General features: G+C 35.3%; 10 protein-coding genes. 6 read left to right on the plus strand and 4 right to left on the minus strand.

Annotation, left to right across the window (positions count from 1 at the left end):
- Positions 1-45 precede the first annotated feature (45 nt).
- Together WH267_RS16280 and WH267_RS16285 are read right to left on the minus strand one after the other, a co-directional pair.
- On the minus strand, positions 46-729 hold the full coding sequence (locus WH267_RS16280; RefSeq protein WP_115972748.1) for a response regulator transcription factor: 684 nt from the start codon (positions 727-729) through the stop codon (positions 46-48).
- A gap of 12 nt (positions 730-741) precedes the next feature.
- Entirely contained in the window at positions 742-1,995 is a 1,254-nt protein-coding gene (locus WH267_RS16285; protein ID WP_115972747.1) for a sensor histidine kinase, read from the minus strand.
- Positions 1,996-2,155: 160 nt separating this feature from the next.
- On the opposite strand from WH267_RS16285, the gene WH267_RS16290 reads away from it, so the two are divergent.
- The 4 genes from WH267_RS16290 (at position 2,156) to WH267_RS16305 (ending at position 6,836) form a co-directional block, all read left to right on the plus strand.
- Positions 2,156-2,566 carry a DUF1573 domain-containing protein gene (locus WH267_RS16290; RefSeq protein WP_115972746.1) on the plus strand — a complete coding sequence of 137 codons (411 nt, stop codon included), beginning with the start codon at positions 2,156-2,158 and terminating at the stop codon, positions 2,564-2,566.
- A gap of 173 nt (positions 2,567-2,739) precedes the next feature.
- Positions 2,740-3,621: an SDR family oxidoreductase gene (locus tag WH267_RS16295; RefSeq protein ID WP_115972779.1), complete on the plus strand. Its 882-nt coding sequence runs from the start codon at positions 2,740-2,742 to the stop codon at positions 3,619-3,621.
- A 76-nt stretch (positions 3,622-3,697) separates the two neighbouring features.
- Positions 3,698-5,896 (plus strand): M1 family metallopeptidase, encoded by a 2,199-nt coding sequence (locus WH267_RS16300; RefSeq protein ID WP_340009741.1) that lies wholly within the window; start codon positions 3,698-3,700, stop codon positions 5,894-5,896.
- Between the two features lie 106 nt (positions 5,897-6,002).
- A complete protein-coding gene (locus WH267_RS16305; RefSeq protein ID WP_340009865.1) occupies positions 6,003-6,836 on the plus strand; it encodes an endonuclease/exonuclease/phosphatase family protein in 834 nt (277 codons plus the stop codon).
- Here WH267_RS16305 and WH267_RS16310 read toward each other — a convergent pair.
- Positions 6,833-7,519, minus strand: coding sequence for a response regulator transcription factor (locus tag WH267_RS16310; protein ID WP_340009743.1), 687 nt, complete (start codon positions 7,517-7,519; stop codon positions 6,833-6,835). The two genes, WH267_RS16305 and WH267_RS16310, sit on opposite strands and share 4 nt — an antisense overlap.
- Complete coding sequence (locus tag WH267_RS16315; protein ID WP_340009745.1) at positions 7,509-8,828, minus strand: sensor histidine kinase; 1,320 nt, start codon at positions 8,826-8,828, stop codon at positions 7,509-7,511. Before WH267_RS16315 ends, WH267_RS16310 begins: the two co-directional genes overlap by 11 nt.
- A 117-nt stretch (positions 8,829-8,945) precedes the next feature.
- Here WH267_RS16315 and WH267_RS16320 point away from each other — a divergent pair, with 117 nt between their 5' ends.
- Both WH267_RS16320 and WH267_RS16325 read left to right on the plus strand, forming a co-directional pair.
- Positions 8,946-9,779, plus strand: coding sequence for a GLPGLI family protein (locus tag WH267_RS16320; RefSeq protein ID WP_123321532.1), 834 nt, complete (start codon positions 8,946-8,948; stop codon positions 9,777-9,779).
- Between the two features lie 179 nt (positions 9,780-9,958).
- Positions 9,959-12,328: an outer membrane beta-barrel family protein gene (locus WH267_RS16325; protein WP_340009748.1), complete on the plus strand. Its 2,370-nt coding sequence runs from the start codon at positions 9,959-9,961 to the stop codon at positions 12,326-12,328.
- The last annotated feature ends 99 nt before the right edge of the window (positions 12,329-12,427 follow it).

Genomic DNA, 12,427 nt, shown 5'->3' on the forward strand with positions numbered 1-12,427 from the left:
AAAATCATCATTTGCGGCTTTACTTTATAAGAATACGTTCAATATTTATTTTTTTTCGGAAAAACGGAAACCTATTCCGTGCAGGTTTTCAATTAAAATATCCTGTTCTCCAGCCAATACTTTTCGCAATCGGGAAATAAATACATCAAGACTTCTTCCCATGAAATAATCATCATCTCCCCAAATAGCCTTCAGGATATCCTGTCTTTTGACAACAAGATTTTTATGGCGGATAAAATATAAAAGCAGGTCAGACTCTCTTTGGGTGAGAGTGATATTGTTTTCTATACCTTGCAGGGTGTAGTTTTTAGGATCAAAATCATAGTTTCCGACTTTGTATTTTAGAGGAGAGGTATTTGTTTTCTTTGTACGCTTCAGGAAAACTTCAATTTTCAGCATCAGTTCTTCAATACTGAATGGCTTTACAAGATAATCATCAGCTCCTATTTTTAGCCCTTTGATTCTGTCTTCCTTTAAAGCTTTTGCTGAAATAAAAATAATCGGAATATCAGAGTTTTTACTGCGAATCTGCTTTGCTACCTCAAATCCGTTCATACCGGGCATCATAATATCCAGCAGACAAATATCATAATCCTTACTGTTAAATGCTTCTAATGCAGATTCACCATCCGAATAGCAGCTGATGTCATAATAGCTTTCCAGGCTGTCTTCAACCAGGAATGCTATTGTTTTGTCGTCTTCTGCATATAAAATTTTAGATTTCTCCATACTTACACATGATTAAATTGAAAACGGGGAAAATAGAGTAGTGGTAATTCCTTTATACTCATTATTCTCTACAGAAATTTTCCAGAGATGCTGCTGCACTACTTTCTTTACATAAAATAATCCAAGCCCAAAACCATTCACTTCCTCACTTCTTTTGGTAGGTACCCTATAAAATTTTTCAAAAATATGAGGAATATTTTTAGCAGGGATACCCAATCCGTTGTCTTTAAATTTTAAATATAAACCTTTTGAATCTTTATAGGTTGAAATTTTAATAACGGGTTTTGTTTCACAATACTTGATGGAGTTGTCTAAAATATTATAAATGATATTGGTAAAATGAAATTCATCAGCCATTATTGAAGTTGTGTTTTCAATATCTATCTCGATGCTGAGGTCTGCATTTTTGTGCTGTATGGTGTCTGCAATTTCCTGAATAAAAGGAAGGAGCAGGATTTTTTGAGGTTTTAATAATAATCCGGAAGCATCGTTCTTTGCAATATTCAATATTTTTTCAATATGATTATTAAGCTTGTGGCTTTGATTGATAATAATGGATGTGTAAGTCTGCAGTTTGGAGTTTTCCTGTACAAGATCCTGCTTGTTGAGTGCTTCTGAAGCTAAAAGTATTGAAGACAGAGGCGTTTTAAACTCATGCGTCATATTATTGATGAAATCTCTTTGAAGTTCTGAAAATTTCTTTTGCTGAATAATGGTATAGATAGAATACACATACACCAAAAGAATAATAATAAGGGCAAACGTGAGAAGATACCAGAATCTTAATGAACTGATAAGATAAGTTGTTTTATCAGGAAACCGGATGGAAAAGTAATAGGTAAGGTTTTTGTGTTTGGGGAAATTAATCACTTTGTTACTTGGACTTTCCTGATGGGTGGTCATAAACTTTCCGTACACCATTTTATCACTATGGCAGTTATATAATGCATATGCGTAATCCGTATTGATCTGGAAACGGGTAAATTCTGTTTTCAGATAATATTCAAGAACTATGGGATGAAATTCATTGTTAATATTGACTACGTAATAGTCATTGGCGATATTCTGTACAGGGTTTTCAGTATAGGAAGTTTTGCCTTCGGATAATTTCTCTGCAACTTCCATTAAGGCAATATTTACTTTTTGATTAAACTTTTTATCCTCAAGATTATAAGCTTGGCGGGTCCACATTAGTTGAGCTATTAAAATTCCGATAATAGCTATGAACCCCAGCGTTATGATGATATTGAGTTTTTTTATTTTCATTTCCTGAAACAATATTATCCAAAAATATCTATTTATCATTTATCATTAACAACTTGTTAACAAATGTTTGACAACAGTTAACAAGTTATAATCATAGTCTGTTTTACATTTGTTACATAGAAAAAAGATAACCCATTCCTAAATAATAAAATTTATACTCATGAAAAAATTAAAAATTACCGCTCTTTTGGCTGTTTTAGCATTCTCACCTTTTTATGCTAACGTACTTACTGCAGATGCTCCATCCATTGTAAAAATGGTTGCAGATGCTATTAAATGGAAATCAGAATCTATAGATGTAGGAAATATTCCTCAGGGAAAACCAAAATTGATCAGATTTGAATTTACCAATACAAGTTCAAAACCAATCATTATACAAAATGTGGCCCCTTCATGCGGATGTACTACAGCTGATTATACAAAAACTCCTATCCAGCCAGGGAAAAAAGGCTTTGTAGAAGCTAGCTATAATGCGGCTGCAGCTGGTCCATTTATGAAAACTGTAAATGTTACTACAAGTGAGAGTAAGACTCCTAAAACACTTTCATTCAAAGGCGTAGTTGCTTCTTAACAGCTTGTTTGGAAAAATAAAAAATAGCCTGGTAGTTTTATCAGGCTATTTTCTTTTGGAGTATTTGATGTATTTTTTTATTGATATAAAGAATAATTATTTGTAGCATCATTTATCAATCTATTTTAAAGGATTGCATGTCAATATTTATTATTTTTAAGAAAAAATATTTTATGAGTCTATATACACAACCAATGTTGCGCGAAGGTGCACTTAAAGATAAAGTAGCGATTGTAACCGGAGGCGGAAGCGGGCTTGGAAAAGCAATGACCAAATATTTTCTTGAACTGGGAGCTCATGTGGTGATCACTTCCAGAAATCTAGAAAAGCTACAGGCTACAGCTAAGGAACTGGAAGAAGAAACAGGAGGTAAAGTTCTTTGTGTATCTTGTGATGTGAGAAACTGGGATGAGGTGGAAGCGATGAAAGAAGCTACGCTTAAGGAATTCGGTAAGATTGATATTCTGTTAAATAATGCAGCCGGAAACTTTATTTCTCCAACAGAAAAACTGACTCATTCTGCTTTTGATTCTATTTTGGATATTGTTTTAAAAGGAACTAAAAACTGTACACTTTCTGTAGGAAAGCACTGGATAGAGTCCAAAACACCGGGAACTGTGCTGAATATTGTTACAACATATGCCTGGACAGGCTCTGCCTATGTGGTACCTTCTGCCTGTGCAAAAGCAGGTGTTTTGGCTATGACCCGATCACTGGCTGTAGAGTGGGCTAAATATGGAATTCGTTTCAATGCGATTGCTCCGGGACCTTTCCCTACCAAAGGAGCTTGGGACAGGCTTCTTCCGGGAGATCTTCAGGAAAAATTTGATATGAAGAAAAAAGTTCCGTTAAGAAGAGTGGGAGAACATCAGGAGTTGGCTAATCTTGCAGCTTATCTGGTTTCAGATTATTCAGCATATATGAATGGTGAAGTGGTAACAATTGATGGTGGCGAGTGGCTGCAGGGTGCAGGAGAATTCAATATGCTTGAGGCAATTCCGGGTGAAATGTGGGATGCATTGGAAGCTATGATTAAAGCAAAAAAATCTAATTAATTAAATTTTTATAAAAAAGCTCCCGGATTTGTAACAATTCCGGGAGTTTTTTTTACCTATAGATAAACTTTTTCAAATGAATTGTAAATTTCCGGTACTGATTTCTACTGTTGCTGCCTTCCTTTTTACAGGATCTGTATATGCTCAGGAGACACCCAAATATGATTACGTAGAAGCGTTTAAGCCATTCTTCTACCCACAGACTGGTACGGAAACCCGCTCTGCGAGTGGGCAACCGGGACATGCCTATTGGCAGAACTCAGCAGATTATCATTTAAACATAAGTCTGAATGAGGATAAAAAAGAGATTGCAGGAACTGCTGAAATCACATATACAAATAATAGTCCTGATCAGCTAAGTTTTCTTTGGTTACAGCTAGATCAGAATTTATTTGCAAAAGATTCCCGGGGCAATGCTGTGGTGCCCCTGTCTGGAAGCAGAAATGGAGCTCATGGAGAAACATTTGATGGAGGGTATACTATTAAAACTGTAAAGCTTGATGGTAAAGAAGTGAAATACACAATTACAGATACAAGAATGCAGATTGATCTGCCTAAAGAATTAACATCTAAAGGTGGAATTGCAAAAATTACCATCGATTATTCCTTTATTTCTCCAGAATATGGTTCAGACAGAATGGGGGTACAGAATACAAAGAATGGTAAGATATTTACCATGGCACAATGGTATCCAAGAATGTGTGTCTATGATGATGTAATGGGATGGAACACGTTGCCTTATGTAGGAGCTTCTGAATTCTTTTTGGAGTACGGAAATATTACTGCTAATATCACAGTGCCAGCTAATCATTATGTAGTTGCATCCGGAGAATTGCTGAACGAAAAAGAAGTATACAGTAAAGACGAAATCAGCCGGTGGGATCAGGCAAGAAAGAGTGATAAAACAGTAATGATCCGCCCTGAAACTGAAATTGGAAAAAACAAGAATGCAGGAACAAAGACCTGGAAATTTAAAATTGATCAGGCAAGGGATTTTGCGTGGGCATCATCTGCCGGATTTATTCTGGATGCAGCAAAAATAAATCTTCCCAATGGCAAAAAATCATTGGCCATCTCTGCTTATCCGGCTGAAAGTGCAGGAGACAAAGCTTGGGGGAGATCTACAGAATACACCAAAGCAGCAATAGAACACTATTCAAATAAATGGTATGGATATACCTATCCGGCAGCTACCAACGTTGCAGGAAATGAAGGAGGAATGGAATATCCGGGAATTGTTTTCTGTCATATGGATTCCAAAGGGGAAGATCTTTGGGGGGTGACGGATCATGAATTCGGGCATAACTGGTTTCCGATGATAGTTGGATCTAATGAAAGGCTATTTGCATGGATGGATGAAGGTTTTAATACTTTTATCAATGAGCTTTCAACAGAGGCTTTCAACAAAGGAGAGTATTATAAAAAACAGGATATGGCGAGAGCCGGAAGTTATCTGATGAGTGATAATCTGGAGCCGGTTATGGTAGGTCCTGATAATATGAAAGAAGCAGATATTGGGGCATTGGCTTATTACAAACCGGGTGTCGGGATGTCTATTTTAAGAGAAACAATTCTGGGACCTGAAAAATTTGATAAAGCACTCAGAACTTATATTGATCGTTGGGCCTTCAAACATCCTACACCCTGGGATTTCTTCCATACGATGGAAAATGTTTCTGGAGAAGAGCTGAATTGGTTCTGGAGAGGATGGTTTTTTAATAAATGGAAAATTGATCAGGCGGTTAAAGATGTAAAATACATTAATGGAGATTTTAAAAACGGAGTTCAGATTACGGTTGAAAACCTTGGACAGTTACCAATGCCTACAACTGTTCAGCTGAAATTCAAAGATGGAACATCCAGAAATATAAAGATTCCTGTTGAAGTTTGGAAGAGAAATAAAGAATGGAAATTCAAAGTAGATTCTAATAAAGAAATAGAGGTAGTAAAACTGGATCCGGATTCTAAGATTCCTGATGTTAACATGAAAAATAATTCTTTGGGACTTGCAGACGCGAAACCTATTGATAAGATCAATGCCAAGGATTTCACGGGAATCTACGGAACTAAAGAATCTCAATTTAAAATTACATTTATTGAAAAGAATGGCCAGCTTTACGGAAAACCAGGAGGGCAGCCTGAATTTCCTTTAGAATACTCAGGAGATAATAAATTTATTTTTGAGCAGGCAAATGTTACTATTATTTTCAGCAAAGACAAAAAGACGATGACCCTTGAAGATGGGGGAAGAGAACATAAGTTCAATAAAGAATAACCTGTTTTTCTGCTGTAGGAGATAATTTAACATTATCATGATATAAAATAAGACTTCCCTGACTCAGAGAAGTCTTATTTTTGTTTCAAATTTGATAATATATATGATGAGTTTCAGACTTTCAATGATGTTTCTGATGCTTTTTGCATTGGGGTTTTCACAGGATCTTATGGTAATGAGTTTTAATATCAGGCTGAATGTTGCTTCAGATAAGGAAAATGCATGGCCAGAGAGAAAGCAGGATGTTGCTGATCTATTAACTTATTATCATCCTGATTACTTTGGAGTGCAGGAAGCTCTTCCGGAGCAGATGAAGGATATTAAAAGTGGATTGAAGAATTACGATTATATAGGAGTAGGAAGGGATGATGGTAAAGAGAAAGGAGAATTCTCCGCTATTTTTTATGATACCCAAAGGCTGAAAGTGGTGAAGTCGGGAACGTTCTGGCTGTCTGAAACACCTGAGAAACCTTCGAAAGGCTGGGATGCAGCTTTGAACAGAATTTGTACCTATGCTGTCTTTAAAGATAAAAACTCTAAAAAGGAATTTCTTGCCATGAATCTTCATTTTGATCATATAGGAAATGTAGCCAGGGTAAAATCTTCTGAACTGATCCTGAAAAAAATCAAAGAACTTAATCCCGGGAATCTGCCCGTTACCATAAGCGGAGATTTTAACCTGACAGATGATACCGAACCTGTTAAGATACTTTCACAAAATATGAAAGATACTTTTTATCATTCGGAAACCAAGCATTATGGGCCTGTAGGAACCTTTACCGCCTTTAATGTAAATGAAATACCCAAAGAAAGAATAGATTATATTTTTACAAAAGACTTTAAGATACAATCTCACAGACATATCAATGACAGAAGAGAAAACCTCCTTTATCCGTCAGATCACTTTCCGGTTATTGTGAAGCTTTCCTTTTTAAATTAATGAGTGGGAAAATCAATTTCAAATCCAATGCCTCTGAGGGATTGGATTTTTATTTCAGGGTCATTGCTGAAATATTTCCGTAGTCTGCTGATAAAGACATCAAGGCTTCTTCCTGTAAAATAATCATTGGTTTCCCACAGATTATCCAGAATATCATTCCTTGTGATAGTGGAGTGGTTATGCTTCAGAAGATAAAGCAGCAATTCCTGTTCACGCACTGTCATCCGGGTATTTCCGTTAGGGTGGGAAAGTAAAAGTTTTTGTGTATCTAAAGAATATTGCCCGATTTTTATCTGGGGTTCAGTTATTGGTGGTAAGGTTCTTTTCAGGATGTTTTTGATTCTCAATACCAGTTCTTCGGGATCACATGGTTTGGCAATGTAGTCGTCAGCCCCTATTTTTAACCCCATTAATCTGTCAATTTTCTGATTCTTCGCTGTTAAAAATAAAATCGGAAAGTTGTTTTTTTCTTTTAATATTGTTTGAGCCAGAGAAAAGCCATCAATATTAGGCATCATAATATCCAGAATAGCTATCTGAAAAGGAAAAGCGGTAGAAAGAAGCGGTATGATATCTTCAGGATTCTGGAACCAGCTGACCTCAAAATCTTCCAGTTCAAGATATTGTTTCAGGATCATACCGAAATCAGGATCGTCTTCTGCCAGTAGGATGTTAGTTTTCATAAGGAATGGTTATTTTAAAAGTAGTTCCCATGTGGAGTTGACTGGAGACATTAATTTTGCCATGATAGAATGTCACTATTTTTTTGACGAAATAGAGCCCAAGCCCAAGTCCTTTGTTGTTGTGAATATTATTATTCTGTATTCTGTAGAATTTTTCAAAAATATTTTTCAGTTCTTTGCTTTCCATACCATGACCATCATCAGTAACTTCAATTTTCAGATTTTGAGCCATACTATTTGTATTGATCTTTACAGTAGAAGCACCATATTTTATGCTGTTTTCACAAAGATTTCTGATGACTGTTTCCAAAAGATTTTTATCAAATGGAAGTGGTTTTGAAACTTTATTTTCAAATGTAAAATCTGTCTGGGGATAAGTGAAAGCCAGATCCTGAATCAGAAAATCCCAATCTTCCGGTTGTATGGCAATTATTTCTTCCGGGACTTCATCTTTATGCAGCTGAAGCATCAGGCTTTCAAGTCTTGTGATCTGCCTGTCAATTAATGGAAGAGTATCAGGATTCCATCCTTTTTTTAACGTTTTGGAAGCTATTTTTAAGGTGGCAATAGGTGTTTTAAACTCATGAGAAATATTATCCACAACTGTGTGGAGAATTTCTACCTGCTCCTGCTGTCTGATCAGGTTCTTAATCGTAAAAATATAAAGGAGAAGTACACTGGTAAGTAAGAGGATACAACAGATGATAAGGAGGGTAAGCTCTTTAAAAACAATGCTTTTAATATTTTTAACTTCAAAATCAGTCTGGCTGTTTACATAGAAGGTATCTCTTTCGTTAGCTAGTTCTTTTCCTTTGAGCTCCTTTGTAGATGAGGTTCTCCAGGTTCCGGTGCTGGTGATCTTAGGATTGGTAACCTTGTCTGTGGTTTCGTAAATAATGATAGGTTTGTCAATAACCTTGGTACTATCCGGAAGGTGAATGATAGAAGTATACTGAACCCGGACACTGATCTTATAACCGTCTTTTTTCATACGATCGTTGAGGTAGTGGCTCAGTCTTTTACTGGCAGCTTTTCTGCCTTCTATAAAATATTGCAGAAATTTTTTTTTGTTGATTTCTTTATTGTAGTAACGGATAAGAAGTTTCTGGAGAGAATCACTTTTTGTTTCCTGTACTTCGTGAACATTCTCAAGCTGATCTGTATAACCAACAATACTCTGGTCTACCGATCTGTAGATTTCCCTTTCTTTAACCTGATAGGTTTTATACATAAAATAGACCTGTATTCCAAGCAAAAGAAGGAATAAGGTAGCAAAAAGATACATCAGGTTTCTGTTCTTGGATATCATTAAAACAAAGATAAAGTTTTACCATTTTAATGGAATATTATTTTTATCATTAACCCATCATTAACCTTGCGAAGGATATATTTTTTCTTAATTTTAAATACTGAAATTCACTTTTCCATGAAAAAACAGATTGCCTTTTTTATCTTATTGATAGGAGCTATGGTAAATTCCCAGACTCATCGTTTCATCTATGAACTTCAATACAGACCAGATCCTAATGACGCCGCTTATGATCAAAGTGAAATGATATTGGATATTAACCCCGAAGAGGTAAAATTCTATGAAATTGAATTTTTAGTAAATGATTCTCTTAATATTCTTCATGGAAATAACTCATCCCAGTATACAAGTTTGTGTGAACAAACCATCATTCGTAAAAGAAATTCAAATAAAAATAAAAACTATTTTCAGATAAGGATGATGCCTTATTATTATGTTTTTGAGACTGAAGACAACATTCACTGGAAAATAGAACCTGATACTAAAAAGATCAATAATTATAATTTACAGAAAGCAACTACAACATTTGGCGGAAGAAACTGGACAGCGTGGTTTACACAGGATATTAATATTCCGGAAGGCCCTTATAAATTCAGAGGACTGCCAGGATTAGTGCTGTATGTAGAAGATGATAAGAAAGATTTTATCTATTCCTTTTCCAGAAATGTTAACCTGCCCAAAACATATGATACTAAAGATTTTCTTGAAAAACATTATTCATTAGACCCTATCACTATTGATTTTAAAAAATGGGTAAAACTGAATCTTGAGTTTTATAATGATCCTTATGCAAGAATGAGAACAGAGTTTCAGCCAGATTGGAATGTAAGAATTGAGGGGAAGCAAATCAAAAGTAAAGAAGACTTTGCCGGATTAACGAAACAGACCCAGGCAAGTATTAAAAAGTACTATAATCCTATAGAGTTGGACAGGGCTATCCCTTATCCTTAAAATATATATTACTTCAAATTTAACCCTGAATTTCCTTATTCAGGGTTTAGATTTTATCAAGATAAAGGCATTAACCCATCATTAACTTTGCATTAACCGTAATTCTCCTGCCCATTATAGAATTTTGCCCTGTAAAGCAATACTATGTTTTGCTTTACATTATTCTTAATAAAATAATCATGAACAAAATTCTTCTTTTTCTATGTTTTCCGATGATGGTACTGGCCCAAAAGGAAAGAATAGTAGGAACGGTGATGAATACCGAAAATGAAAAACTCTCAGCAGTGCATGTAACGCTGTATAATTCAAAAAACGAATTAATTAAAGAGCTAAAGACTGATACTAACGGTGGTTTCACTTTGGAAATTATTGCAGAAAACAATGTGAAATTGGTAGTGAAAACGATTGGGTATTCTCTATTTGAAAAAACATTGGATCTGGAAAAACCAGAAGCTTTACAAATCATTCTTAAAAAGGAGTCTCAGGAAATTGAAGGTGTTGTTATGACCAAGAGGAAGCCATTGGTTAAAAGAAAAGTGGACCGCCTGGAATTTAATGTAGAAAACAGTAATATTTCATCACTCAATGCATGGGAGATTTTAAAAAATACTCCAAATGTAATGGTCAATAATAATGTTCTGACGGTGAAAGGAAGTACGGGAATTCTGGTTGCCATTAATGATAAAAAAGTAATGCTTACAGGTGATGAACTTAAAAACCTTCTGGAAAATACACAAGGCGATGAGGTGAAGTCTATAGAAGTAATTACCAACCCGTCTGCAAAATACGAAGCTGCAGGAAGTGCAGTACTGAATATTGTGATGAAAAAGAATAAAATTGAAGGTTATCGTGGTATTGTTTCTTCAAAATACATTCAAACGCAGTATGCAAAGGCTGTTTTCGGGTTGTCACAATATTATAAAAAAGATAAGCTCTCTGTGATGGCGAGCTATTATAAAGGGATGGGAACTTATTACCGTGAAGGATATGACTATGTTAATTATGCTGAAAGCCAGACCAGATGGATAAGTACGATGAACAGGAAGGATAAAAACACTAACCAGAATACCCTGAATTTTAATGTGGAATATGAGTTGGATAGTTTAACCAGCTTAAGCCTCAACTATTCAGGTTTTTTTTCTCCAAAGTCTCATGGAATTTATGATGTACCGACACAGATCTATAACAGTCAGGATATTCTAGAGTCAAATTACAGAACCTTTAATGATCATCAATCCCGTTCTGCCAACAGTTCTGTTAGCTTCCAGGCAGACAGAAAACTGAATAAAAAAAGCAGCCTGTCATGGATCAACTACTTTACGGGAAATAATTCCGGGAAAGATCAGAATGTAGCTACACACCTAAATTTTGCAGGTCAGCCATCAAGAGAAGATAACTTCCTTACTCAGAATAAAGCAGATGTAAAATTATATTCCACGCAGTTGGATTATCAATGGAAAGGAGATCAATGGGAAATTGAATCCGGTACAAAATACAGTTTTGTAAAAACAAACAGTACATTGAATTTTTCAGATAATGAAAACGGAATATTGCAGTACCGACCTGAAAAGAGTAGTGTCTTTGACTATAAAGAACATAATTTTGCTTTGTATTCCTCACTTTCTTATAACATTGGAAAATGGAATTTCAAAGGAGGACTTCGTGCAGAAATGACCAATCTGGAAGGAATTGTTTCAGAACCTTATGATCTTAATAAAAATAAATACTGGAAGTTTTTCCCAACTTTTTATGCGCAATACACAACGGAAAATAAGCATGAGTTTGGGTTTTCCTATGGTAAAAGAATCAACAGGCCTTCCTATTCATGGCTGAACCCAGCAAAGTCTTATTATAATCTGTTTTCTTATTTTCAGGGGGATCCACAACTAAAAGCGACAATTATTCATAATCTTAATCTTACCTATTCCTGGAAGAATTGGAATGTGGAGCTTTATTACAGAAAGGAACTGTACCCATCTATGGAGATTTCTTATCAGGTGCCATCAACCAATAATGTGGTTTATCATTTTACCAATATTGAAAAAGGACAGGCATTTGGGATCGATTTATATAAAAACTTTGAAGTAAAGCCATGGTGGAATATTATAGTCTCTGAAAGCCTGGAGCACAACGAAAATTATTTCAATGGCGTTGACGGTATTCTGCACCAGAATAAAGTATGGAGTCTGGGGTCTAATCTTTCTACGAGCTTTACTTTGGATAAAAACAGTGACTGGAAGATGGAAATGGGACACCGTTATTATTCTCCGGGAGTTCAGGGGCCTTTCAGGATCTCCAGCACCTGGTCTGCGTATTTTGTGATGAACAGAAAGTTTTTTAATAAAAAGCTGGAAGCATCATTGGTTTTGAGTGATATTTTCAGAACAACAGGGCAGAAGGTGGTTACCAGATATGCCAACCAGGATAATTATTTCCTGGATTATACAGATGCCAGGGGCTTTACCTTGTCATTAAAATACAATTTTGGAAATCAGTCTGTAAAAAATGCCAAAACAATCAGAAAAACATCCGAGCAGGATAGGCTTTAGAATATTTTAAACAAAAAATTAATTACCATAAAACATTATTATAAAAGAAATTCTTACTTGGTGTTACATTTTCGTTATTTTTGATACCAATCTTAAAAA

This window comes from Chryseobacterium sp. MYb328 (genome assembly GCF_037572595.1).
Taxonomy (GTDB): Bacteria; Bacteroidota; Bacteroidia; order Flavobacteriales; family Weeksellaceae; genus Chryseobacterium; species Chryseobacterium pennae.